Annotated in this window: 24 protein-coding genes; 11 read left to right on the top strand and 13 right to left on the bottom strand. The window is 69.1% G+C overall.

Going from position 1 to position 23160, the window contains the following annotated elements:
* Nucleotides 1-197 precede the first annotated feature (197 nt).
* From Q0833_RS14320 to Q0833_RS14340, 5 genes are read left to right on the top strand one after another with little or no spacing between them, the layout of a single operon-like run.
* Nucleotides 198-968 (top strand): SDR family NAD(P)-dependent oxidoreductase, encoded by a 771-nt coding sequence (locus Q0833_RS14320; protein WP_298436209.1) that lies wholly within the window; start codon nt 198-200, stop codon nt 966-968.
* Nucleotides 965-1846 (top strand): 2-dehydro-3-deoxygalactonokinase, encoded by an 882-nt coding sequence (locus Q0833_RS14325; RefSeq protein ID WP_298436214.1) that lies wholly within the window; start codon nt 965-967, stop codon nt 1844-1846. Before Q0833_RS14320 ends, Q0833_RS14325 begins: the two co-directional genes overlap by 4 nt.
* Entirely contained in the window at nt 1843-2463 is a 621-nt protein-coding gene (locus tag Q0833_RS14330) for a 2-dehydro-3-deoxy-6-phosphogalactonate aldolase (protein ID WP_298436217.1), read from the top strand. The genes Q0833_RS14325 and Q0833_RS14330 overlap by 4 nt, the downstream gene beginning before the upstream one ends.
* Nucleotides 2460-3323 carry an SMP-30/gluconolactonase/LRE family protein gene (locus tag Q0833_RS14335; RefSeq protein WP_298436219.1) on the top strand — a complete coding sequence of 288 codons (864 nt, stop codon included), beginning with the start codon at nt 2460-2462 and terminating at the stop codon, nt 3321-3323. Before Q0833_RS14330 ends, Q0833_RS14335 begins: the two co-directional genes overlap by 4 nt.
* On the top strand, nt 3320-5212 hold the full coding sequence (locus tag Q0833_RS14340) for a beta-galactosidase (RefSeq protein ID WP_298436222.1): 1893 nt from the start codon (nt 3320-3322) through the stop codon (nt 5210-5212). Before Q0833_RS14335 ends, Q0833_RS14340 begins: the two co-directional genes overlap by 4 nt.
* On the opposite strand, the gene Q0833_RS14345 is transcribed toward Q0833_RS14340, so the two are convergent.
* The 9 genes from Q0833_RS14345 to Q0833_RS14385 all read right to left on the bottom strand — a co-directional run bounded on the left by Q0833_RS14345 (nt 5196) and on the right by Q0833_RS14385 (nt 13607).
* Nucleotides 5196-6176 (bottom strand): glyceraldehyde 3-phosphate dehydrogenase NAD-binding domain-containing protein, encoded by a 981-nt coding sequence (locus Q0833_RS14345; protein ID WP_298436225.1) that lies wholly within the window; start codon nt 6174-6176, stop codon nt 5196-5198. The two genes, Q0833_RS14340 and Q0833_RS14345, sit on opposite strands and share 17 nt — an antisense overlap.
* Nucleotides 6177-6338: 162 nt before the next feature.
* Nucleotides 6339-6686: an H-type lectin domain-containing protein gene (locus tag Q0833_RS14350; protein WP_298436227.1), complete on the bottom strand. Its 348-nt coding sequence runs from the start codon at nt 6684-6686 to the stop codon at nt 6339-6341.
* A 144-nt stretch (nt 6687-6830) separates the two neighbouring features.
* Nucleotides 6831-7238, bottom strand: coding sequence for a F0F1 ATP synthase subunit epsilon (locus Q0833_RS14355; RefSeq protein ID WP_298436230.1), 408 nt, complete (start codon nt 7236-7238; stop codon nt 6831-6833).
* The gene (gene atpD, locus Q0833_RS14360; RefSeq protein WP_298436233.1) at nt 7238-8662 is read right to left on the bottom strand and encodes a F0F1 ATP synthase subunit beta; all 1425 of its coding nucleotides are present in this window, start codon (nt 8660-8662) and stop codon (nt 7238-7240) included. Before atpD ends, Q0833_RS14355 begins: the two co-directional genes overlap by 1 nt.
* 20 nt (nt 8663-8682) lie before the next feature.
* A complete protein-coding gene (locus Q0833_RS14365) occupies nt 8683-9552 on the bottom strand; it encodes a F0F1 ATP synthase subunit gamma (protein WP_298436237.1) in 870 nt (289 codons plus the stop codon).
* A 9-nt stretch (nt 9553-9561) separates the two neighbouring features.
* A complete protein-coding gene (atpA, locus tag Q0833_RS14370) occupies nt 9562-11100 on the bottom strand; it encodes a F0F1 ATP synthase subunit alpha (protein ID WP_298436241.1) in 1539 nt (512 codons plus the stop codon).
* Nucleotides 11100-11660: a F0F1 ATP synthase subunit delta gene (locus Q0833_RS14375; protein ID WP_298436244.1), complete on the bottom strand. Its 561-nt coding sequence runs from the start codon at nt 11658-11660 to the stop codon at nt 11100-11102. The genes atpA and Q0833_RS14375 overlap by 1 nt, the downstream gene beginning before the upstream one ends.
* 638 nt (nt 11661-12298) lie before the next feature.
* Nucleotides 12299-12748, bottom strand: a complete 450-nt coding sequence (locus Q0833_RS14380) for a GNAT family N-acetyltransferase (protein WP_298436246.1) — start codon at nt 12746-12748, stop codon at nt 12299-12301.
* A gap of 106 nt (nt 12749-12854) precedes the next feature.
* Nucleotides 12855-13607 (bottom strand): class I SAM-dependent methyltransferase, encoded by a 753-nt coding sequence (locus Q0833_RS14385; protein WP_298436249.1) that lies wholly within the window; start codon nt 13605-13607, stop codon nt 12855-12857.
* A 67-nt stretch (nt 13608-13674) separates the two neighbouring features.
* Between Q0833_RS14385 and gloB the strand changes: the two genes are divergently transcribed.
* From gloB to Q0833_RS14400, 3 genes are all read left to right on the top strand, one after another.
* Nucleotides 13675-14424 carry a hydroxyacylglutathione hydrolase gene (gene gloB / locus Q0833_RS14390; protein WP_298436906.1) on the top strand — a complete coding sequence of 250 codons (750 nt, stop codon included), beginning with the start codon at nt 13675-13677 and terminating at the stop codon, nt 14422-14424.
* 150 nt (nt 14425-14574) lie between these two features.
* Nucleotides 14575-16911 carry an ATP-dependent Clp protease ATP-binding subunit ClpA gene (gene clpA / locus Q0833_RS14395; RefSeq protein WP_298436252.1) on the top strand — a complete coding sequence of 779 codons (2337 nt, stop codon included), beginning with the start codon at nt 14575-14577 and terminating at the stop codon, nt 16909-16911.
* 275 nt (nt 16912-17186) lie between these two features.
* Nucleotides 17187-18221: a M23 family metallopeptidase gene (locus Q0833_RS14400; RefSeq protein ID WP_298436255.1), complete on the top strand. Its 1035-nt coding sequence runs from the start codon at nt 17187-17189 to the stop codon at nt 18219-18221.
* On the opposite strand, the gene Q0833_RS14405 is transcribed toward Q0833_RS14400, so the two are convergent.
* Nucleotides 18218-18610 carry a rhodanese-like domain-containing protein gene (locus tag Q0833_RS14405; protein WP_298436258.1) on the bottom strand — a complete coding sequence of 131 codons (393 nt, stop codon included), beginning with the start codon at nt 18608-18610 and terminating at the stop codon, nt 18218-18220. The genes Q0833_RS14400 and Q0833_RS14405 overlap by 4 nt on opposite strands.
* Nucleotides 18611-18672: 62 nt before the next feature.
* Here Q0833_RS14405 and Q0833_RS14410 point away from each other — a divergent pair, with 62 nt between their 5' ends.
* Nucleotides 18673-19410 carry an SDR family NAD(P)-dependent oxidoreductase gene (locus tag Q0833_RS14410; RefSeq protein ID WP_298436262.1) on the top strand — a complete coding sequence of 246 codons (738 nt, stop codon included), beginning with the start codon at nt 18673-18675 and terminating at the stop codon, nt 19408-19410.
* Nucleotides 19407-19763, top strand: a complete 357-nt coding sequence (locus tag Q0833_RS14415; protein ID WP_367274969.1) for a RidA family protein — start codon at nt 19407-19409, stop codon at nt 19761-19763. Before Q0833_RS14410 ends, Q0833_RS14415 begins: the two co-directional genes overlap by 4 nt.
* A 3-nt stretch (nt 19764-19766) precedes the next feature.
* Here the strand turns inward: Q0833_RS14415 and Q0833_RS14420 are convergent, their stop codons facing one another.
* From Q0833_RS14420 to fsa, 3 genes are all read right to left on the bottom strand, one after another.
* Nucleotides 19767-20693, bottom strand: coding sequence for a tyrosine recombinase XerC (locus tag Q0833_RS14420; protein ID WP_298436268.1), 927 nt, complete (start codon nt 20691-20693; stop codon nt 19767-19769).
* Nucleotides 20690-21388 (bottom strand): DUF484 family protein, encoded by a 699-nt coding sequence (locus Q0833_RS14425; RefSeq protein WP_298436271.1) that lies wholly within the window; start codon nt 21386-21388, stop codon nt 20690-20692. Before Q0833_RS14425 ends, Q0833_RS14420 begins: the two co-directional genes overlap by 4 nt.
* Before the next feature lie 114 nt (nt 21389-21502).
* Nucleotides 21503-22156: a fructose-6-phosphate aldolase gene (gene fsa / locus Q0833_RS14430; protein ID WP_298436274.1), complete on the bottom strand. Its 654-nt coding sequence runs from the start codon at nt 22154-22156 to the stop codon at nt 21503-21505.
* Nucleotides 22157-22219: 63 nt separating this feature from the next.
* On the opposite strand from fsa, the gene Q0833_RS14435 reads away from it, so the two are divergent.
* Nucleotides 22220-22846 carry a LysE family transporter gene (locus Q0833_RS14435; RefSeq protein ID WP_298436277.1) on the top strand — a complete coding sequence of 209 codons (627 nt, stop codon included), beginning with the start codon at nt 22220-22222 and terminating at the stop codon, nt 22844-22846.
* Nucleotides 22847-23160: the final 314 nt, after the last annotated feature.

The following is a 23160-nucleotide window of genomic DNA, read 5'->3' on the forward strand; positions in this document are numbered from 1 at the left end:
CGACCTTCATCTCGCATTAAGGTTAACGCGACCGCCCTTTTCCTCTGGCCGGAAATACCTCGGGGGGGCGCCGCAGGCGCGGGGGCAGCGCCCCCTCCGGACGCGCCACCAAACACCCCTGCCGCCCGGTCCGCGCCCATGACACCCACCCGACCGAGATTCCCCGTGGCGCGCCCACGACCCATCCGAGGCTCCCGATGACCGACATGCCCACCTATCCCGACCTCGACGGCGCCTCCGTCTTCATCACCGGCGGCGGCTCCGGCATCGGCGCGAGCCTGACCGAAGGCTTCCTGCGCCAGGGCGCGCGCGTCGCCTTCATCGGCCGCTCGGATGCCTCGGCCTTCGTATCGGAGATGTCCGAGGCGACGGGCAACACGCCACTCTTCATCCAGGGCGACATCACCGACATCGCCGGCCTGCGCGCCGCGATGGACCGGGCCGCGGAGGCCCACGGCCCCGTCACCCGCCTCGTCAACAATGCCGCCAACGACCAGCGCCACGACAGCCTCGATGTCGACGAGGACTTCTACCGCTGGTCCACCGACATCAACTTCAAGTCGTATTTCTTCGCCTGCCAGCACGCGATCGCGGGGATGCGGGCGGGCGGCTACGGCCACATCGTCAACTTCTCCTCGATCTCCTACATGATGGGGAATGCGGGTTACGCGCTCTATACCGCGTCGAATGCCGCGATCACCGGCATGACCCGGTCGATGGCGCGCGAGTTCGGGCCTGACGGCATCCGCATCAACGCGCTCGCCCCCGGCTGGGTCCTGACCCAGAAGCAGCTCGACAAGTGGGCGACGCCGGACGGGCTGGCCGCCCATCTCGACCGCCAATGCCTCAAGACCCATCTTGCCCCCGACGATATCGTGGCCCCGACGCTGTTTCTCTCCAGCACCGCCTCGCGGATGATGACCGGCCAGCTCATGGCCGTGGACGGCGGCGTGGTCGTTACCGGATGACGGGCTGGATCGCCCTCGATTGGGGCACCACGGCCCTGCGCGCGACCCGCATGGACGGGACCGACCCGCAGGAGACGCGGCAGAACGAGGCGGGCATGGCCGGGCTCGCGCGGGACGGGTTCGAGCCCGCGCTCCTCGAACTCGTCGGCGACTGGATCGACGATGCCCCCCTCGTGATCGCCTGCGGCATGGTCGGTTCGCGGCAGGGCTGGCACGAGGCGCCCTACGCCGCCGTTCCCTCCGCCCCGCTCGGCGCCGGGCTGGTGGAGGTGCCAACCAACGATCCGCGCCTCCGCGTCCGCATCGTGCCCGGCCTGTCGCAGCAGACGCCGCATCCGGACGTGATGCGCGGCGAGGAGACGCAGATCGCGGGCATCCTCGCGCGCCTGCCCGACTTCGACGGCGTCGCCTGCCTGCCGGGCACCCATACCAAGTGGGCGCATCTGAGCGCGGGCGAGGTCGTCAGCTTCCGCACCATCATGACCGGCGAGGTCTTCGCCGCCCTCGGCCGCGACACGATCCTGCGCCATTCGCTGGGTGGCGACGGCTGGTCCGAGGCGGCGTTCCTCGACGCCGTGTCCGACGCGCTCTCTCGGCCCGAAACCCTCACCGCGCGCCTGTTCGAACTGCGCGCCGCCGACCTCCTCCACGGGCAGGATTCCACCACCGCGCGGTCGATCCTCTCGGGGCTCTTGATCGGGGCCGAACTGGCCGCCACCAAGCCGTGGTGGATGGGCCGCGACGTCGTCGTTACCGGCTCGGACACGACCACCCGCGCCTATGCCTCCGCCCTGCGCGCGCAGGGCCTCGACCCGACCATCCTCGCCGCCGACGCCATGACGTGGGCCGGTCTCGCCGCCGCCAGGAGCCTGCCATGACCCGACCGCTGATCGCCATCCTGCGCGGGCTTCCCCCGGACGATGCCGTACCCGCCTGCGAGGCGCTGATCGCCGCCGGGATCACCGTGATCGAGGTGCCGCTGAACTCGCCCGAGCCGCTGCGCTCCATCGCCGCGATGGCCGAGGCGGCGGGCGACCGCGCGATCATTGGGGCGGGCACCGTCCTCTCCGCCTCCGAGGTCGAGGCCGTGGCCGAGGCGGGCGGGCGCCTGATCGTGTCGCCCAATGCCGATGCCGACGTGATCGCCCGCACCCGCGAACTGGGCCTCGAAAGCTGGCCCGGCATCTTCACCCCGACCGAGGCCTTCGCCGCCATCAAGGCCGGCGCGACGGGCCTGAAGCTTTTTCCCGGCTCCATGGCGGGACCGGGCGGGCTCAAGGCGATGAAGGCGGTCCTGCCGGGCACGCATCCGGTCTACGCCGTCGGCGGCGCGGGCCCCGAGAACTTCGCCGAGTGGCTGGCGGCGGGGGCCGACGGCTTCGGCCTCGGGACCGCGCTCTACACGCCCGGCCTCGCCCCGGACGAGATCGCCGCCCGCGCCCGCCGCATCGTCGCGGCCTATGACGCGGCCACCGACGCGGGACGCATGGCATGACCCAGGCCCGGATCTGGGACGACCGCGTCTGCGCGCTGGGCGAAGGCGCGCTGTGGCATCCCGAACGCCAGCAGCTCTTCTGGTTCGACATCCTCGCCGCCACGCTCCACAGCCGCGCGGGCGACACGCCGCTTTCGTGGACCTTCCCCGAGCCGGTCAGCGCCGCGGGCTGGATCGACCGCGACACGCTGATGGTCGCGGGGGCCACGGGCTTCTGGCAGTTCGACATCCCCTCGGGCGAGATCGCGCGGCTGGCCGATCTCGAAGCCGACCGGCCCGACACCCGCTCGAACGACGGGCGCGCCGACCCGGTCGGCGGCTTCTGGATCGGCACGATGGGGCTCGGGGCGGAACCGGGCGCCGGTGCGATCTACCGGTATTTCCGGGGCGAAGTCCGCCGCATCGTGGCCGATATCACCATCCCCAACTCAATCTGCTTCTCGCCCCATGGGGATTTCGCCTATTACGCAGACACCCGCGCGGGGATCATCTGGCGACAGCGGATCGACCGCGCGGGCTGGCCCTCGGGCAAGCGCGAGGTCTTCGCGGATTTCTCGGGCGTCGGCCTCGCGCCCGACGGGGCGGTCTGCGACGCGGATGGCAATGTCTGGGTCGCGCAATGGGGCGCGTGGCGGGTCGCCTGCCACGGCCCCGACGGGCGGTTCCTGCAGGCGCTGGCCTGCGGTGCCGCGCACACCACCTGCCCGGCCTTCGGCGGCCCCGACCTCGCCACGATGTACGTGACCTCCGCCACCCAGGGGCTCGACGACGGCACGCTTGATCACCAGCCGGGCGGCGGGCGCACCTGGGCCGCCGAGATGCCGGTGCGGGGTCTCGCCGAACACAAGGTCGTCCTGTGACGCGAACGCTGGGGACCTGCTGGTATCCCGAACACTGGCCCGAGGCGATGTGGGCGGGCGACGCCGCGCGCATGGCCGATCTCGGCCTGACCTGGGTTCGGATCGGCGAGTTCGCATGGTCGAAGCTGGAGCCCGAGCCAGGCCGCTTCGACTGGGGCTGGCTCGACCGCGCGGTCGATGTGCTGACGGAGGCGGGGCTGCGCGTCGTGATGGGCACGCCTTCGGCCACGCCGCCCCGCTGGATGCTCGACCGCCACCCCGACATGCTCGCCGTGGACGCCGAGGGACGCCCGCGCGGCTTCGGCTCCCGCCGCCACTATTGCTTCAGCCACGCGGGCTATCGCGAGGAGGCCGCGCGGATGGCTGGCCACATGGCCGAGCGCTATGGCGACCGGGTCGCGGCGTGGCAGACCGACAACGAATACGGCTGCCACGACACCGTGCTCAGCTATTCCGACGCCGCGCGCGACGCCTTCCGCGACTGGCTCCGTCACCGCTACCAGACACCGGAGGCGCTGAACGCGGCCTGGGGCAACGTCTTTTGGTCGATGGACTACGCCGACTGGGCCGAGATCGACCTGCCCCACCTCACCGTGACCGAACCGAACCCCTCCCACGCGCTCGCCTTCCGCCGCTTCTCCAGCGACCAGGTGATCCGCTGGAACGCCGCACAGGTCGAGGCCATCCGGGCCCATTCCGACGCGCCGATCTCGCACAATTACATGGGCCGCGTGACCGAGTTCGATCACCACGTCCTCGGGCGCCAGATGGAGATCGCGACCTGGGACAGCTACCCGCTGGGCTTCCTGCTGGACCGCGTGCCCGGCGGCGATCGCGCCGCCTATCTCCGGCAGGGCGATCCGGACTTCCAGGCCTTCCACCACGATCTCTATCGCGGCGTCTCGCCCCGCTGGTGGGTGATGGAGCAGCAGCCCGGCCCGGTGAACTGGGCGCCGTGGAACCCCGCCCCGCTGCCCGGCATGGTCCGGCTCTGGACGTGGGAAGCCTTCGCCCATGGCGCCGAATGCGTCAGCTGGTTCCGCTGGCGGCAGTTCCCGCAGGCGCAGGAGCAGCAGCATGCGGGCCTCCGCCGCCCCGATGACGGCCCCGGTCATGGCTGGGCCGAGGCCGAGACCGTCGCAGCCGAACTGCGCGACGCGCCGGAGGTCTCGCCCGTGCAGGCCCCCGTCGCGCTGATCTTCGACTACGCGTCGCAATGGGCGTGGGAGGTGCAGCCGCAGGGCTTGGGCTTCGACCATTTCGCGCTGGCCTTCGACCTCTACCGCGCGCTCCGGTCGTTGGGGCTCAGCATCGACATCCTGCCGCCGGACACCGCCGATCTCGACGGCTATGCGCTCGTTCTCGTGCCCGGTCTCCTCACCCTGACGGACCCGCTTCGTGCCGCGATCGCGGCCGCGCCGGGACTCGTCCTCACCGGGCCACGCACCGACCTGAAGACCCGCGAGCTGGGCATTCCGCAGCCCCTCGGCCCCGCCCTGTCAGGCTTGCGGGCGACCAGCGTGATGGAGGAGACCTTCCCGCCCGACGCCCCCCGCCCGCTCAGCGGTGGAGGGCGCGCGACGCTCTGGCTGGAGCATCTCGAGACCGGGGCCGAGGTCGTCGAGGCCACGGCGGACGGCACCCCCGTCCTGATCCGCGACGGCGACCGCGCCCATCTCGCGACCTGGCCCGACCGTTTGGCCGCGCGTCGTATTCTGCGCGATCTGGCCCGCGACGCCGGGCTCGAGACATGCGACCTGCCAGAAGGCTTACGCATCCGCGACACGGGCACGGAGCGGTTCGTCTTCAACTACGCCGCCGAGGCGCGCGACTTCGACGGCGAGACCGTGCCCCCGGCGGGTCTTCTTCGGCTCACGCGCCCATCCTGAGCCCGAGGTCCAGCATCCGGTTCGCGAAGCCCCATTCGTTGTCGTACCAGCCGAAGACCCGCATCAGCCCGCCCGTCGCGGCGCGGGTCTCGGGCAGCGCCATGATGACGCTCTCGGCGCGGCCCCTCAGGTCCGAGCTGACGAGCGGACCCATCTCGGTCCCGATCACGCCGCCCGCCGCCGTAAGCGCCGCGTTCACCGCACCCACATCCGTCACCTTCGCGGGCAGGAACGTCAGGTCCACCGCCGAGACGCTGGCCACGGGCACGCGCACCGACTGGCACGGCACCCGCCCCGCCAGGTGCGGCAGCACCTGATCGACCAGCCGGCCCGCGCTGGTCGTCGTCGGCACCATCGAGAGCGCCGCCGCGCGACTGCGCCCGAGATCCGAGCCGCCCCGCGCCATGTCCACGGTCGGCTGGCTGCCGGTGTAGCAATGGATCGTCGTCATCGAGCCCGATACCACGCCCACCGCCGCATCGAGCACGGCCAGGAGCGGAGCCACCGCGTTGGTCGTGCAGGATGCGTTCGAAACGACGCGATGCGCCGGGTCCAGCATGTCATCATTCGCGCCCAGCACCACGGTCGCGTCCGCCACGTCGGATGGGCCCGACATCAGCACCTTCCCCGCCCCGGCCAGCAGGCCGCGCTCGACCTCGGCGCGGGTGCCGGCATGGCCCGTGCATTCCATCACGAGATCCACCCCCGAGAGCGTCAACGTCCGAAGGTCGGGCGTCCGGTAGAACGGGATCGCGCGCCCGTCCACCACCAGCGCATCCTCGCCGGTCTCGACCGTTCCCGGCCACGGGCCGAAGACGCTGTCGTAGCGGAAGAGATAGGCACAGGCATCCAGCGCGGCGATGTCGTTGATCCCGACGATCTCGATCCCCGCGCCGGCCCCGCCCAGATGCGCCCGCAGGATCGACCGTCCGATCCGTCCGAACCCGTTGATGAACACCCGCATGGCACGCCTCCCGCCCCTTCATAGGAGAGCGACCACGACCGAGGTCAACGCCGAAGGCGTATCGCTACAATGCGCGTCTTTGCTCGGAAAACATGCCGGGGGTTTGGGGGCTGGCCCCCATCGCGGCAGGGGAATGCGGCGTCAGCCGCGCCGCTTCGACGGTCAGACGTCCCATTCGTCGTCGGCACGCACCTCGCCGATCGCGGTCCAGTCGGCGCGGATGCGGGCGACGCGGGTGTCGCCCCAGGTGCGGAAGATCATGTCGAACGCCTCCTCGGTGACGTTGCCATGGGTCAGGTCCGCGCGCTGGTTGGTGCGCTCGTCGATGTCGAACATCGCAAGCGCGGTCAGGATCACGGGCACGGTCTTGAAGGGCTCGTCATAGGCGATGCGCACGCGCGCCTCGCGCGGCCCGCGGCCCGTCCACATCTCGCCGCCATCCTCGAAATCCGAGAACATGACATGGCTGCCCTGCTGGACGCCGATGAGATGGTTGCGCAGCTTCCGCATGTCGGATCCGTACCCGTGGCCCCGTCTGATGCGGGGTCCGACGCCCAACCTATCCGAAAATCTGGCGAAAACAGGCCCCAAACACGAAGGCTCCGGGAATTTCGATCCCGGAGCCCTCGGTGCCGTCCGCCGATCCCGCCGGGATCAGAGGTTGGGCTGGTTTGAATTGAGGCCGATCTCGCCGCCCATCGCGACCATGTCGGCCAGAAGCTTGACCGCCGCGTCGACCGCGTCGTCGCCCGCCTCGTCACGGGCGGTGCGCGCCTGGTCGACCCAGTCGTCGAAGGTCTCCTGCGTGACGTCGTCCACGGGCAGCGCCCGCTCGGCGAGGACGGTGACGCCCGAGCCGATCTCGGCGAAGCCGCCGGTCACCGCGAATTTCTGCGCGCCGCCAGGGGCCTCGACCGTCAGGATGCCGGGCCGCAGGGTCGTGATGGTCGGCGCGTGGTCGGCCATCGCGGTCATGTCCCCGTCGGCGCCGGGGATGCGCACGGCATCGGCGTCGTCCATGGACGCCAGCCGCCGCTCGGGAGAGACGAGTTCGAACTGCATCAGGCCGCCTCGGCCGCCATCTTCTCGGCCTTGGCCTCCACCTCGTCGATGCCGCCGACCATGTAGAAGGCGCCTTCGGGCAGGTGATCGTACTCGCCGGCAACCACGGCCTTGAAGGACGCGACGGTCTCGGCCAGCGGAACCTGCTTGCCGTCGGCGCCGGTAAAGACCTTGGCCACGTCGAAGGGCTGGCTGAGGAAGCGCTGGATCTTCCGGGCGCGGGCCACGGTCAGCTTGTCCTCTTCCGAGAGCTCGTCCATCCCGAGGATCGCGATGATGTCCTGCAGCGACTTGTAGCGCTGGAGGATGCCCTGCACATCACGCGCGACGGCGTAATGCTCCTCGCCGATGACGGCGGGGTCGAGCAGGCGCGACGTCGAGTCGAGCGGGTCCACAGCCGGGTAGATGCCCAGCTCCGAGATGGCGCGCGACAGAACGGTCGTGGCATCCAGGTGGGCAAACGACGTGGCGGGCGCGGGGTCCGTCAGGTCGTCGGCCGGCACGTAGACGGCCTGCACCGAGGTGATCGAGCCCTGCTTGGTGGAGGTGATCCGCTCCTGCATCTGGCCCATGTCGGTGGCCAGCGTCGGCTGATAGCCCACGGCGGAGGGGATGCGGCCCAGAAGCGCCGACACCTCGGAGCCCGCCTGCGTGAAGCGGAAGATGTTGTCGACGAAGAACAGAACGTCGGTGCCCGACTGGTCGCGGAACTGCTCGGCCAGCGTCAGGCCGGTCAGCGCCACGCGCATGCGCGCACCCGGCGGCTCGTTCATCTGGCCGTAGACCAGCGACACCTTCGACTTCGACAGGTCGTCGGGGACGATGACGCCGGATTCGATCATCTCGTGATAGAGGTCGTTGCCCTCGCGGGTCCGCTCACCCACGCCGGCGAAGACCGAGAAGCCCGAGTGCACCTTGGCGATGTTGTTGATCAGTTCCATGATCAGAACCGTCTTGCCGACGCCCGCACCGCCGAAGAGGCCGATCTTGCCGCCCTTGGCGTAGGGGGCCAGAAGGTCGATGACCTTGATCCCGGTCTCGAGTACGGCGCTCTCGGTCGACTGGGCCTGGAACTCGGGCGCGTCGGCATGGATCGAGCGGTACTCGTCGGCCTCGACGGGCGCGCCTTCGTCGACGGGCTCGCCCACGACGTTCAGGATGCGGCCCAGCGTGGCGTTGCCCACCGGGATGGTGATCGGGCCACCGGTATCCGAGACCTTCTGTCCGCGGACCAGACCCTCGGTGGCGTCCATCGCGATCGCGCGGACGGTGTTCTCGCCGAGATGCTGCGCGACTTCGAGGACGAGGCGGTTGCCGTGGTTGTCCGTCTCGAGCGCGTTCAGGATCTCGGGCAGGTTGTCGTCGAACTGAACGTCGACGACGGCGCCGATGACCTGGGTAATCTTGCCGACTGCATTTGCCATGTCGTGTGTCTCCGTTTCGGTCAGAGCGCCTCGGCGCCCGAAATGATTTCGATCAGCTCGTTGGTGATGACGGCCTGCCGCGAGCGGTTGTACTCGATGGTCAGCTTGTCGATCATCTCGCCCGCGTTGCGCGTCGCGTTGTCCATCGCCGACATCCGCGCGCCCTGTTCGGAGGCCGCGTTCTCGAGCAGCGCCGAGAAGATCGCCGTCGCCACGCCGCGCGGCAGCAGATCCGCGAGGATCGCCTCCTCGTTCGGCTCGTAGTCGTAGAGCGATCCGGTCTCGGCATCCTCGGGGACGTCGAAGGGAATGACCTGCTGCGCGGTCGGATCCTGCGAGATCACCGAGTTGAACTTGGCGTAGAACAGCGTCGCCACGTCGAAGTCGCCCGCGTCGAAGCGCTTGAGCACGTCCGCCGCGATGCCCGCGGCATCGGCGTACCCGATGCGCTTCACCTCGGTCAGGTCGATATGGCCGACATTGTACTGGCCGTATTCGCGCTTGAGCGACTCCCGGCCCTTCTTGCCGACGGTCAGGATCTTGACGGTCTTGCCCGCGCCCAGAAGCTTCTGGGCATGGGCCTTCGCCAGCTTGGCGATATTCGCGTTGAAGCCACCGCACAGACCGCGCTCGGCGGTCAGCACGATCAGCAGATGCGTTTCGTCCGAACCGGTGCCCGACAGAAGCTTCGGGGCCGTGTCGCTGTCACCGACACCGGCGGCCAGCGCCGACAGCACCGCGTTGAACCGCTCCGTGTAGGGGCGGCTCGCCTCGGCGGCATCCTGGGCACGGCGGAGCTTGGCCGCCGCGACCATCTGCATGGCCTTGGTGATCTTGCGGGTCGATTTGACCGTCGCGATCCGGTTCTTGAGGTCCTTGAGATTGGGCATCGTCCGGCCTTACGCGAAGGTCTTGGCGTATGCGTCGATCTCGGCCTTCAGCTTGTCCTCGGCGTCGCCCTTGATCTTGGGGTCGTCCTTGGTGATCCAGTCGAGCACGTCCTGGCCCGCGCCGCGCATGTGGCTCAGCAGACCCGCTTCCCAGCGGCCGACATCCTTGACCGGCACCTTGTCGAGATAGCCCTTGGTGCCCGCATAGATGACAGCCACGATCTCGGCATTGGTCAGCGGCGAATATTGCGGCTGCTTCATCAGCTCGGTCAGACGCGCGCCGCGGGCCAGAAGCTGCTGCGTCGAGGCGTCGAGGTCCGAGCCGAACTGCGCGAAGGCCGCCATCTCGCGATACTGCGCGAGAGAGAGCTTCACGGGACCGGCGACCGACTTCATCGAGTCCGTCTGCGCCGACGAGCCGACGCGCGACACCGACAGACCGGTGTTCACGGCGGGACGGATGCCCTGGAAGAACAGCTCCGTCTCGAGGAAGATCTGGCCGTCGGTGATCGAGATCACGTTGGTCGGGATGAACGCAGACACGTCGCCGCCCTGCGTCTCGATGATCGGCAGCGCCGTCAGCGAGCCGGAACCGGCCGCTTCGCCCAGCTTGCACGACCGCTCGAGCAGGCGCGAGTGGAGGTAGAACACGTCGCCCGGATAGGCTTCGCGGCCGGGCGGGCGGCGCAGCAGGAGCGACATCTGGCGGTAGGACACGGCCTGCTTGGAGAGGTCGTCATAGACGATCAGCGCGTGGCGGCCGTTGTCGCGGAAATACTCGGCCATCGCGGTCGCGGCGTAGGGCGCGAGGAACTGCATCGGCGCGGGCTCGGAGGCGGTCGCGGCGACGACGATCGAATAGTCGATGGCGCCCGATTCCTCGAGGCGCTTCACCAGCTGCGCCACGGTCGAGCGCTTCTGGCCGATCGCGACGTAGACGCAGTAGAGCTTCTTGCTCTCATCGTCGCCGGCGGCCTTGTTGTAGCTCGCCTGATTCAGGATCGCGTCCAGCGCCACGGCGGTCTTGCCGGTCTGGCGGTCGCCGATGATCAGCTCACGCTGGCCGCGGCCGATCGGGATCATGGCATCGACGGACTTGAGGCCCGTGGCCATCGGCTCGTGAACGGATTTGCGCGGAATGATGCCCGGCGCCTTGACGTCGGCCACGCGGCGCTCGGTGGCCTTGATCGGGCCCTTGCCGTCGAGCGGGTTGCCGAGACCGTCGACGACCCGACCCAGGAGCGCGTCGCCCGCGGGCACGTCCACGATCGAGTTCGTGCGCTTGACGGTGTCGCCTTCCTTGATGTCCCGGTCCGAGCCGAAGATCACGACGCCCACATTGTCGGCTTCGAGGTTCAGGGCCATGCCCTGGATGCCGCCCGGAAACTCGACCATCTCGCCGGCCTGGACATTGTCGAGGCCGTAGACGCGCGCGATGCCGTCGCCGACCGACAGGACGCGACCGACCTCGGCGACCTCGGCCTCCTGGCCGAAGTTCTTGATCTGATCCTTCAGGATCGCGGAAATCTCGGCTGCCTGAATGGCCATCAGCGGACCTCTTTCATCGTATTCTGGAGTGCGTTGAGCTTCGCGCGGATCGAGGTGTCGATCATGCGCGAGCCGATCTTGACCACGAGACCGCCGATCAGCGCGTCGTCTACGGTCACATCTAGGTTGACGTCCTTGCCCGTCGACGCCTTGAGCGTCGAAGCGAGCTTGTCGGACTGGGCCTTCGACAGGGCCTTGGCGGTGCGGACCTCGGCGGTCACCTCGCCGCGCTCGTCGGCAAGCATGTCTTTGAGGGTCTTGACCATCTGCGGCACCACGAAGAGCCGCCGCTTCGACGCCATCAGCGCCAGCACGTTCGAAACGGTGTCGGTCAAGCCCATCTTCGAGGCGAGGCCCGCCAGCGCGTTGCCCTGATCACCGCGCGAGACCACCGGCGAGGTCAGCACGTCGCGCAGCTCGGGCGAGGCCGCGATGGCGTCGTCAAGGGCGGTGACATCCGACTCCAGCTTCTTGAGGTCGCCGGCATCGCGGCTGAGGTCGAAGACGGCTTGCGCGTAGCGCGCGGCAATCCCCATCGAGATCGAAGCTGGTTCGGACACGTCCACCCTTTCGATAATCGGTCGAACTGTCCCCGATCCCCCGGTGGCAGCCCATTTCAGATCGGTCCCGAGGGGTCCGATCACGATTTCGCGCTCCCTCTAGCAGAGGGGTTTGGCTGCTGCAACCAGCGTCCAGCATGCGGTTTCGTCGCAGCCAACCCCCCTGCGCCACAGCCTCGAACGCGCCGTCATGCCGCACTGCCGCATGGGCGATACCGGCGTCCCGCCCGGCTCCGCGCGCGGCCCGGAGAATCATGCCCGAGGTCGGGTTTCCCCCACTCTCGCGCCGCCTCCCTTGCCGCTAGGTCAGGGATCAGCCCGGTCGATCGTCGCCGGGCCCGCAAGCCACGCCGAGGGAGACCGGAATGCAGATCGAATTCGCCGACGTGCCGATCCTCCAGTTGCTCGGGCTGGCCGGGGCTGCCTGTTACATCATCAACTACACCCTCGTGACGTCGCGCTGGCTCAGCACCGATGGCGTGACGTACTTCGTTCTCAACCTCCTCGCCGCCGGGATGGTGCTGGCCAGTCTCGGGCACGCCTTCAACATGGCCTCACTGGTGATCCAGGTCTTCTTCATCGCCGTCAGTTTCGTGGGCATCGCCACGCGCCTGCGCCGCCCGCCCCGGCGACCCCGGTCAGAGGCGCTTGAGATAGGTCAGCCGGTCGACCCCGTCGCCGTAATAGCCGGGAATGGTGGCGACGTGTCCGAACCCCAGCGCGGCATAGAGCGCGCGAGCGGCGGCCTGGTTTTCGATCGACGCCGTGTCGATCAGGAGCATGCGGCCCCCGGCGGCACGGGCATGGGCCTCGGACTCGGTCACGAGCGCGCGGCCGATCCCGCCGCGCTGCGCGGACGGATCTACCGCGAGGAACAGGAGGTTCCAGGCCGCGTCGGACATCGGCTCAGGGGCGAGCATCGCGGCCCCTTGGCGGTCGCCATCTATGAAGAGGACGGCTCCGGCGGTCGTCTCGCGCAGGCTCTCGCCGAAGAACGCGGCATCGTCTGCGTCGAACAGGCCGGAACGGACGGCGATGTCGACGATCGTCGGGTGGTCCGCCGGATGGGCGGTGCGGATAGACATCATGGAATGGTGCTTTCGATCAGGACGGAAGACCCCGCGGCACATGCGGGGGGACTGCGGCGGCCCGCAGATCGAAACGCCGCCACTCTGGGCGCCGCTCCCGCTCCGGTCAACCCACGCGACCGGCCGCCGTCGGCTCGGGTACGCCCTCGAGAACCCGCAGCGGGCGCCTGACCCGCTCGGCCAGGCCGGGCCGCGAACGCGCGGGCACCTGCTTGGACACTTCGAGGAAAATGACGCCGCCGCCCCCCGACCGGCTGAGGCGCTGGCCCATCCGCTCGACCACGCCGCCCGCGCGCAGCCAGAAATTGCTGGCCGAGGGCGGCGCGAAGAGGGCCGCGGCATGGCGCTCCGGCACGAGGCCCGCGCGTTTGACCTGCGCCTCGAGCTGGCCCAGCGAATAGGGCCGCCCGAAGCCGAAGGGCGTCCGATCCCGCCGCGCCCAGAGGCCCGAGCGGTTCGGCACGATGAAGACCGCGCGCCCGCCGGGCCCCAGCACGCGGGCGCATTCGTCCAGAAGGGCCGTCGGGTTCTCGGAGGTATCGAGCCCGTGCAGCAACACCAGCTTGTCCACCGCCCCGGTCTCGATCGGCCAGAGCGTCTCCTCGACCAGCACCGAGACGTTCTTCATCCCCGCGGGCCAGTGCATCACGCCCTGCGGTGCGGGCATCAGCCCGATGACGCGCCGTGCATCCGCGAGATACGGCCGAAGCAGCGGCACCGCGAAGCCGAATCCCGCGACGGTCTGGCCCTTGGCCTCGGGCCAGAGCGCGGTCAGCCGGTCGCGCACGGCCTTCTGCGCCGCGCGGCCCAGCCGCGTGCGGTAGTAGAACTGCCGCAGGTCCAGAACATCCAGATGCATCGGTTTCGCATTGCCCCGTCGTCGCGTCGCGCCATGCTTACCCCGACACCGGGAGAAAGCCATGACCATCCGCGATAGCCTGACCACGATCCCCTGCCTGTCGGACAACTACGCCTTCCTCTTCGAGAGCGGTGAGCGCCGCGCCGTGGTCGACGTGCCCGAGGCGGAACCGATCCTCTCGGCACTGGACCGGCGACCGCTGACCGACATCCTGCTGACGCACCATCATTGGGACCATGTCGACGGGGTCGCGGACCTCGTGGCGGCGACGGGGGCGACGGTCTGGGGCGCGGCCGCCGACGCCCACCGCCTGCCGCCCCTCGATCACGCGCTCGCCCCCGGCGACGTGATCGAGATCGGTACGGCGCGCGCCCGGATCATCGACGTCTCCGGCCACACGATCGGACATATCGCATTCCTCTTCGACGACGTGGCCTTCACCGGCGACAGCCTGATGGCTGCGGGCTGCGGGCGGCTCTTCGAAGGCACGCCCGAGCAGATGCACGCGAGCCTCGCGCAGTTCGCCGACCTGCCCGACGAGCTCCTGATCGCGTCCGGTCACGAGTACACGACCTCGAACCTCGCCTTCGCGCGCAGCCTTGAACCCGACAACCCGGCACTTATTTCTAGACAGACCGAGACGGAGCGACTGCGTTCGGAGGGTGAGCCTTCCGTTCCCTCCACCCTCGGGCTTGAACGCCACACAAACCCGTTCCTGCGTGCCCACGACCCTGCTCTGAAGGCCGCGACCGGAACCAGCGAACAATCGGACACCGCCACCTTTGCCGCCGCACGGCGTGCAAAGGATGCCTTCTGATGCAACGTCCCCGCCGACAAATCGGTCACCTTCCGGTGAAACGAGGTCGCACCGGCCACGAAAAGGCTTGAAGCGCGGCGGGCGACAACCAAAACTTAAAGGAACGCGGTCTATACCCCCGTGGACCGCAGACAGGCTGAGGAGAACATCATGCCGTCGTTCTCGAATACCCTCGAGCAAGCCATCCATGCGGCTCTGGCCCAGGCCAACGCCCGGCGCCACGAACTCGCCACCCTCGAACATCTCCTCCTGGTCCTCATCGACGAGCCGGATGCCGCCCGCGTCATGCAGGCCTGCGGCGTCGATCTCGACGAGCTGCGCCAGACGGTCGAAGCCTTCATCGAGGAGGATCTCTCCACGCTCGTCACCGATGTCGAGGGTTCCGAAGCCGTGCCGACCGCCGCCTTCCAGCGCGTGATCCAGCGCGCCGCGATCCACGTCCAGTCCTCGGGCCGGACCGAGGTGACGGGCGCCAACGTCCTCGTCGCGATCTTCGCCGAGCGGGAATCGAATGCCGCCTATTTCCTGCAGGAGCAGGACATGACCCGCTACGACGCGGTCAATTTCATCGCCCATGGCGTCGCCAAGGACCCCGATTTCGGCGAGGCGCGCCCGCTCCAGGGCTCCGACGAGGAAGACGAGGGCTTCGGCAACGGCGGCGAGGGCGGTCCCAATCCGTCCGAGAACCGCGAAAGCGCGCTGGCCAAGTACACCGTCGATCTCAACAAGAAGTCCTCGGACGGCGATATCGACCCGCTGATCGGGCGCGAGCACGAGGTCGAACGTTCGATCCAGGTGCTTTGCCGCCGGCGCAAGAACAACCCGCTCCTCGTGGGTGATCCGGGCGTCGGCAAGACCGCCATCGCCGAAGGTCTGGCCCTCAAGATCGTCAAGGGCGAGGTGCCGGAGGTTCTGTCCGGTGCCACGATCTATTCGCTCGACATGGGCGCGCTCCTGGCGGGCACGCGCTATCGCGGCGATTTCGAGGAACGCCTCAAGGCCGTCGTCACCGAGCTCGAGGAGCATCCCGACGCCGTCCTCTTCATCGACGAGATCCATACCGTGATCGGCGCCGGCGCCACGTCCGGCGGCGCGATGGACGCGTCCAACCTCCTCAAGCCCGCGCTTGCGGGCGGCAAGCTGCGGACCATGGGCTCCACCACCTACAAGGAGTTCCGGCAGCATTTCGAGAAGGACCGCGCCCTGTCGCGCCGGTTCCAGAAGATCGACGTCAACGAGCCGACGGTCGAGGACACCGTCAAGATCCTCAAGGGTCTCAAGTCGCGCTTCGAGGATCACCATTCCATCAAGTACACGGCCGATGCCATCAAGTCGGCGGTCGAGCTTTCGGCGCGCTACGTCAACGACCGCAAGCTGCCCGACAAGGCGATCGACGTGATCGACGAGGCGGGCGCGGCCCAGGCGCTGGTGACCGAGTCGAAGCGGCGCAAGACCATCGGCGTCAAGGAGATCGAGGCCGTGGTGGCCAAGATCGCCCGCATCCCGCCCAAGACCGTCTCGAAGGACGACCAGGAGGTGCTGCGCGACCTCGAAGGCTCGCTCAAGCGCGTCGTCTTCGGTCAGGACCCGGCGATCGAGGCGCTGGCCTCGGCCATCAAGCTGGCCCGCGCGGGTCTGCGCGAGCCCGAGAAGCCGATCGGCAACTACCTCTTCGCGGGGCCCACGGGCGTCGGCAAGACCGAGGTGGCCAAGCAGCTCGCCGATACGCTCGGCGTCGAGATGCTGCGCTTCGACATGTCGGAATACATGGAGAAGCACGCCGTCTCGCGCCTGATCGGTGCACCGCCGGGCTATGTCGGCTTCGACCAGGGCGGCCTTCTGACCGATGGCGTCGACCAGCACCCGCATTGCGTGCTGCTGCTCGACGAGATCGAGAAGGCCCATCCGGACGTGTTCAACATCCTCCTGCAGGTGATGGATCACGGCAGGCTGACCGACCATAACGGCCGGGCGGTGGACTTCCGGAACGTCGTCCTGATCATGACGTCGAACGCCGGCGCCTCGGATGCCGCGCGGGAGCCTCTGGGCTTCGGCCGCTCCAAGCGCGAGGGCGAGGACACCGCCGCCATCGAGCGGACGTTCACGCCCGAGTTCCGCAACCGCCTCGACGCGATCATCAGCTTCGGCGCCCTGCCGAAGGAGACGATCCTGCAGGTGGTCGAGAAGTTCGTCCTCCAGCTCGAGGCGCAGCTTCTGGATCGCGGCGTCACGATCGAGCTGACCCGTGCGGCGGCGGAATGGATCGCCGACAAGGGCTATGACGACAAGATGGGCGCCCGCCCGTTGGCCCGCGTCATCCAGGAGCATGTCAAGAAGCCGCTCGCCGAGGAGCTGCTCTTCGGCAAGCTCGCCAAGGGCGGCCTTGTGAAGGTCGGCATCAAGAACGGCGAACTCGATCTCCGGATCGAGGAGCCGGGCGCGCCGAAGATCGCCAACAAGAAGCCGCCGCTCCTGACGGCGGAGTGACCCGGCCCGACACATACGCCCCCGCCGCAGCGATGCGGCGGGGGCTTTTCGTGCGCGCAGTGGGGGCGTTGCGGGCGATCGCATGTCGGACCGCTCCTCCGTCGCCCACGCTGACCGAACGCGCCCGCCCCGATGACGCGATGTGCTTCGCAGGCCCATCGGCCCGCGTCGCGTATCCGCGCGAAAGCGCGGCGCTGTCCCACCTCGATCCGAGTTCTGCGCAGGAGCAGCCTCCCGACTGGCCGCTTGCGCGTCTGCATCCTCCGCTTCGCCCCGTGAGCGAGACGAGGGCGCAGGGCGACGATGCGAGGCCACGCCCCCGCGCGCCGGTTCACGGCACTCCGACCCGCGGCAATCGCATAGTCCGGGACCTACGCGCGACGACATCCACCGCCGGATGGCGCGTCGCCGCCATCGCGCTCGCCGCGTTCGTGGCCCCGCCCGCCGCCGCGCAGGAGTTCCGGCTGGCCCTCCCGCTCGATTGCACGCTGGGCGAGACCTGCGACATCCAGCAGTATGTCGACGCCGATCCCGGTCCCGGCGCGCGGGATTATACCGGGGGATTCCTGGCCTATGACGGCCATCAGGGCACCGACTTCCGCGTCCCCGATCTCGAGGCGATGGCGGCGGGCATACCCATTCTCGCGCCCGCGCCGGGGACCGTCGCGGGAATCCGCAACTCCGTTCCCGACGGCACCTTCCCCGAGGGGCAGGATTGCGGCAACGGCCTGCGGATCGACCATGGCGGCGGCTGGTCGACGCAGCTGTGCCACTTCGCGCAGGGCTCCGTCACCGTGACCCCCGGCGACCGGGTCGAGACCGGCGATGTCCTGGGCCGGATGGGCATGACCGGGCGCACCCAGTTCCCCCATGTCCACATCACCGTCCGGCGCGGCGACACCGTCGTCGATCCCTTCGTCGAGGGCCTGTGGTCCGATCCGCCCGACTACGCGCCCGGCGGCCTGCTCTCGGCGGGGTTCTCGGACGCGATCCCGGAATTCGCCGCCATCCGGGCCGGCACGGCCGATGCCGCCGAACTGCCCGTGGACGCCCCCGCGCTGGTCCTCTGGGGACAGGTCTTCGGCGGGCAGACGGGCGATGTCGTCCGGCTGTCGATCACCGGCCCCGACGGGCGCGACGTCTTCGCGACCGAGCAGGTGCTGGAGCGGACGCAGGCGCTTCTCTTCCGGGCGGGCGGGCGACGGCTGCGCGAGGCGCGCTGGCGCGGCGGCGATTATGTCGGGCGGGTCGAACTGGACCGGGACGGCACCGTGATCGACGCGATCGAGACGCGGATCGCGCTGCGCTAGCCCTGCGGCGCGTCGGTCTTCGGCGCCGGGATCTCGACCGGCGCCTCGGCCTCGACCCAGGCCTCCATCCCGCCGTCCAGATGCGCCACCTCGAAGCCCATATCGGTCAGGGTCGCCGCGGCCAGCGCCGACCGCCAGCCCATGGCGCAATGCAAGACGAACGGCCCCGGCCCGGCGAACACCTCGCGGTGATAGGGCGAGGTCGGGTCCCACCAGAATTCCAGCATCCCGCGCGGCGCGTGGACCGAGCCGGGGATGTACCCCTTGGCGCGCTCGCGCACGTCGCGGATATCGACGATCACGGCCTCGGGCGTGGCCCGCAGCCGCGCCACGTCCCATTCCTCGATCTTCGTGCGAGCCTCGGCGACCAGCTGTTCGACGGTCTTCATGGGGACACGTTGACGCGGAGGCGGACCGGGTTCAAGCATCTCCGGCAACAGGGAGGATCGCCATGGACCGCATCGCATTGATCACCGGGGGCGCGCAGGGCATCGGACGCGCCTGCGCCGAGGCACTGGCCGAAGATGGCTGCCGCATCGTGCTGGCCGACATCAAGGAGAGCGTCCACGAGACGGCCAAGGATCTCGGCGGCACGGGCTATGTCTGCGACATGGGCGACCCGGATGCGGTGGCGAAGCTTTTCGACGACATGGAGCGCGATGTCGGCCCGGCCTCGGTCCTCGTGAACAATGCCGGCATCGCCATCGCGGGCGATTTCCTCACGATGTCCGAGGCCGATTTCCGCCGCGTCCTCGACGTCAACCTCGTGGGCGTGTTCCTCGCCACGCAGCGGGCGGCGAAGACGATGATCGACAAGGGCATCCACGGCGCGGTCGTCAACATGTCCTCGATCAACGCGCAGGTCGCGATCCCGGCGATCGCGGGGTATTGTGCGTCGAAGGGCGGCGTCATGCAGCTGACCAAGGTGGCGTCGCTGGCGCTGGCGCCGCACGGAATCCGGGTCAATGCCGTCGGTCCCGGCAGCATCGACACCGAGATGATGGCCGCGGTGAATGCCGACCCCGCCGCCTTCGACCGCGCGATGTCGCGCACGCCCCTGAAGCGGCCCGGCACCGCGCGCGAGATCGGCGATGTCGTGGCGTTCCTCGCCTCCGACAAGGCCAGCTACGTGACGGGCGAAACCATCTATGTCGACGGCGGACGCCTCGGCCTCAACTACACGGTGTGACCATGTTGGAACGAAAGCATACGACCGACCGGATGAGCCAGATCGTTACCCACGGGGACACGATCTACCTGGCCGGACAGGTGGGTGAAGGCGCCACCGTGACCGAACAGACCCGCGACATGCTGGCCAAGGTGGACGCCCTCCTGAAGGAGGCCGGGTCGAGCCGCGAGCATATGCTGCAGGCGATCATCTGGCTGGCCGACATGGCCGATTTCGCCGAGATGAACGCGGTCTGGGACGAGTGGGTGCCGAAGGGCCATGCGCCCGCCCGCGCCGCGGGCGAGGCCGCGCTGGCGACGCCCGACTTCCTGGTCGAGGTCATCATCACGGCGGCCAAGGCCGGCTGGCGCTAGGGCTTAGCGCCCGTGCGGATGCGCGCGGGCATAGGTCTCCATCAGATGCGCGGCATCGACGCCGGTATAGGCCTGCGTGGTGCTGAGCGAGGCGTGGCCGAGCAGCTCCTGAATGGTCCGCAGATCGCCCCCGGCTTCGAGCAAGTGGGTTGCGAAACTGTGCCGGAGCGCATGGGGCGTGGCGGTCGCAGGCAGGCCGAGCTGCATCCGCGCCCGCGCCATCGCGCCGGAGACCAGCCGCGGCGACAGCGGCCCGCCCCGCGCGCCCCGAAAGAGCGGCGCGGTCGCATCGAGGTCATGGGGACAGGCGCGCCGATAGGCCTCCACCGCCGTCCGCGCGGCGGGTAGGACGGGAACCAGCCGGTCCTTGCCCCCCTTGCCCCGGATGCGCAGCATGTCGGGCAGGGGCGCATCCGCGCCGGTCAGGCCCAACCCCTCCGAGATGCGCAGCCCGCAGCCGTAGAGCACCGTCACCACGGCCACGTCGCGCGCGGCGATCCACGGCGTCGCGTGCTGCAAGCCAACGGTTGCGATCAAATCCCTGGCCGCGTCCTGCTGCAGTGGGCGGGGCAGCGGCGTCTTGAAGCGGGGCGCGCGGGTCGAGAGGATGGCGGTCGGGTCGAACCCTTCGCGCTCGCACAGCCAGCGGATGAAGGACTTCACCGCAGAGAGACGTCGCGCCACGGACCGGGCCGCGGTGCCGCGCACCCGCTCGGACGCCATCCAGGCCCGCATGTCGGTCGACCCCAGCCCAGCCACCTGACCCAGCCCCATCGGCCCACCCCGGTGGCCTGCCTGGAACGCCATGAACTGCGCGACGTCCGCGCCGTAGGCCGTCAGCGTCGCGGGCGACGCCCCGTCGAGGGCCCGCAAATGCGCAAGCCACGCGTCGAGCGCATCGCGCAAGCCGGGGCTGAGCTCGAGGCTCACCCGAGGTGGCGGCGCAGCACCCGCTCGAAGGCGCCGGTGAAGAAGGCCAGAAGCTCCGTACCCTGGTTGGCGCGGAACTGATGCGGATCCTCCGCGCCCATCGCAAGCATCCCCGGCAGCCGCCCCTCGCCGAGGTCGAGCTGCATCAACGCCTCGGATCGGATCCATTCGGCCGCGTCACCGAAGACGCGGTCTGACGCCGTGTCGCATTGCCGAAGCGTGATCTGGCGGACGGGGACGTCGCGCCCCTGGGTCACGTAGGTCTGCACGAAGCCGTCCTTGACCGGCGCGATGGCCGGATGCGGCGGGTCCTGCGGCTCGGCGCTTTCCAGCACCAGCGACACGCGATCGACCCGCAGGATGTCCGCCAGATCCGCCGTCAGCAGGTCGAGCATCGCCGACAGGTCGTCGCAATCCAGCAGCCGCAGCACGCAGCGATGGATCTGGTTGGTGCCCGCGAGGTTCTCGTAGGCGGCGGCGATCACGCTGCGATGCGTATCCTCCAGCCGGTCCAGCCGTGTTTCCAGCCGGTCCATCGCGATGCCGCGAAGGTCGACGATGTTCTGACCCATCTGGCTTTCATTGGCGGAGATGAGGGCGCGCATCAGGTCGCGGTCCTCAAGGATCATGTCGGGGTCGGTCAGCACGCGGTCACGCCAATCGTGACCGCTGCTCCGCGCGGTGTTGTCTGCCATCTGCCTCTCGCTCCGGTCTATGCCGATTGCGGTCTGGCTAGCACGGGTGTCCCGCCCCGGTCACGCGCCGCGACGGGCGCGGCGCGGATTTCTCCACAGGGTGTGGCGCGCGTCTTACAGGATCGACTGGCCGGTCTTGGCCCAGTCCGCGAGGAACGCGTCAAGGCCCTTGTCCGTCAGCACGTGGTTGGCCATCGCCTTGATGACGCCCGGCGGCGCGGTGGCCACATCGGCCCCGATCAGGGCCGCGTCCTTCATGTGGTTCGCGCTGCGGATCGAGGCGGCGAGGATCTGCGTCTTGAAATCGTAGTTGTCGTAGATCGTGCGGATGTCCTGGATCAGGTCCATTCCGTCGATGTTGAGGTCATCCAGCCGCCCGATGAAGGGCGAGATGAACGTGGCCCCGGCCTTGGCGGCGATCAGCGCCTGGTTGGCGCTGAAGCACAGGGTGACGTTGACCTGCGTGCCCTCGTCCGAGAGCGTCTTGCAGGTCTTCAAACCAGCCCAGGTCAGCGGAACCTTGACGCAGATATTCGGCGCGATCTTCGCGAGGTGGCGGCCCTCGGCGATCATGTCGTCATACTCGGTCGCCACGACCTCGGCCGAGACGGGGCCGTCCACCATCTCGGCGATCTCCTTGGTCACCTCCTGGATATCGCGGCCCGCCTTCATGATGAGCGACGGGTTGGTGGTCACACCGTCGACCATGCCCAGATCGTTCAGCTCGCGGATGGCATCGATATCGGCGGTGTCGACGAAGAATTTCATGGTGGCCTCGGCTCAGGTTTGGTTTCGTGGGCGACATACCCCATTCGCTTGCGAGAGACCATCATGGACCCGACCCTCTGGCTGACCTTCGTCGCCGCCTCCGCCGCTCTCGTGGCCATTCCCGGCCCGACGATCCTTCTGGTGCTGAGCTACGCGCTGGCCCAGGGGCGTCGGGTCGCGGTCGCCTCGGCGGCGGGCGTGGCACTGGGCGACCTGATCGCGATGACGGCTTCGCTGGCGGGTCTGGGCGCACTGGTTCTGGCCTCGGCGACACTCTTCACGGCGCTCAAATGGCTGGGCGCGGCCTATCTCGTGTGGATGGGGATCAAGCTCTGGCGCTCCGCCGGATCGACCACGCTCGGGGACGTGACGACCGGCGCGGTGACCCCCGGCGCCGTGTTCGGGCACGCGGCGCTCGTCACTGCGCTCAACCCCAAATCCATCGTCTTCTTCATCGCCTTCGTGCCGCAGTTCCTGCGCCCGGCCGAACCGCTGATCCCCCAATTCGCCATCCTGATCGCGACCGTCGTGACGCTCGCGACGCTGAACGTGCTGCTCTACGCGCTTCTGGCCGACCGGATGCGCGCGGGGCTCCACCGTCCAGCCGTCCTGCGCGGCATGACCCGTGTGGGAGGCGGTGCGCTGATCGCCATGGGCGCCGTCACCGCCCTGACCCGCCGCGCCGCTTGAGGCCGTTCACCGACCGTTAACCGCGCGGGCCCAGAACACGTTGCGTCGACATCTGGATACGACGGGTTCATCCGCCCGCCGGCTTCACGTCGGGGCCTGACACGCCCCGGCCAGGATCGCAGGCCCACCAAGCCTGCCCATGACCCGTCCGCCCCTCGGGGCGCGGCGCCGGTTCTTCCGCCTTCAAGGCCCCGATGTGGGCCGCCCGAGTGTCCCGTCCTATGATCCATGGCCCCGCGACACGTGACGGGGCAGGCTGCGACGCCTCCGCCCCCACCCATCCCGGTGCGGGGCCCGGCGGCGTCGCCCTTCCA

Origin of the sequence: uncultured Jannaschia sp. (genome assembly GCF_947503795.1) — a bacterium.
GTDB lineage: Bacteria > Pseudomonadota > Alphaproteobacteria > Rhodobacterales > Rhodobacteraceae > Jannaschia.

Bases quoted from the DNA above. Each gene is read 5' to 3' on its own strand.
- Q0833_RS14320 (WP_298436209.1), top strand. From the start codon at position 198: ATGACCGACATGCCCACCTATCCCGACCTCGACGGCGCCTCCGTCTTC.
- Q0833_RS14325 (WP_298436214.1), top strand. From the start codon at position 965: ATGACGGGCTGGATCGCCCTCGATTGGGGCACCACGGCCCTGCGCGCG.
- Q0833_RS14330 (WP_298436217.1), top strand. From the start codon at position 1,843: ATGACCCGACCGCTGATCGCCATCCTGCGCGGGCTTCCCCCGGACGAT.
- Q0833_RS14335 (WP_298436219.1), top strand. From the start codon at position 2,460: ATGACCCAGGCCCGGATCTGGGACGACCGCGTCTGCGCGCTGGGCGAA.
- Q0833_RS14345 (WP_298436225.1), bottom strand. From the start codon at position 6,176: ATGCGGGTGTTCATCAACGGGTTCGGACGGATCGGACGGTCGATCCTG.
- Q0833_RS14350 (WP_298436227.1), bottom strand. From the start codon at position 6,686: ATGCGGAAGCTGCGCAACCATCTCATCGGCGTCCAGCAGGGCAGCCAT.
- Q0833_RS14355 (WP_298436230.1), bottom strand. From the start codon at position 7,238: ATGCAGTTCGAACTCGTCTCTCCCGAGCGGCGGCTGGCGTCCATGGAC.
- atpD (WP_298436233.1), bottom strand. From the start codon at position 8,662: ATGGCAAATGCAGTCGGCAAGATTACCCAGGTCATCGGCGCCGTCGTC.
- Q0833_RS14365 (WP_298436237.1), bottom strand. From the start codon at position 9,552: ATGCCCAATCTCAAGGACCTCAAGAACCGGATCGCGACGGTCAAATCG.
- atpA (WP_298436241.1), bottom strand. From the start codon at position 11,100: ATGGCCATTCAGGCAGCCGAGATTTCCGCGATCCTGAAGGATCAGATC.
- Q0833_RS14380 (WP_298436246.1), bottom strand. From the start codon at position 12,748: ATGATGTCTATCCGCACCGCCCATCCGGCGGACCACCCGACGATCGTC.
- Q0833_RS14385 (WP_298436249.1), bottom strand. From the start codon at position 13,607: ATGCATCTGGATGTTCTGGACCTGCGGCAGTTCTACTACCGCACGCGG.
- clpA (WP_298436252.1), top strand. From the start codon at position 14,575: ATGCCGTCGTTCTCGAATACCCTCGAGCAAGCCATCCATGCGGCTCTG.
- Q0833_RS14405 (WP_298436258.1), bottom strand. From the start codon at position 18,610: ATGAAGACCGTCGAACAGCTGGTCGCCGAGGCTCGCACGAAGATCGAG.
- Q0833_RS14410 (WP_298436262.1), top strand. From the start codon at position 18,673: ATGGACCGCATCGCATTGATCACCGGGGGCGCGCAGGGCATCGGACGC.
- Q0833_RS14425 (WP_298436271.1), bottom strand. From the start codon at position 21,388: ATGGCAGACAACACCGCGCGGAGCAGCGGTCACGATTGGCGTGACCGC.
- fsa (WP_298436274.1), bottom strand. From the start codon at position 22,156: ATGAAATTCTTCGTCGACACCGCCGATATCGATGCCATCCGCGAGCTG.
- Q0833_RS14435 (WP_298436277.1), top strand. From the start codon at position 22,220: ATGGACCCGACCCTCTGGCTGACCTTCGTCGCCGCCTCCGCCGCTCTC.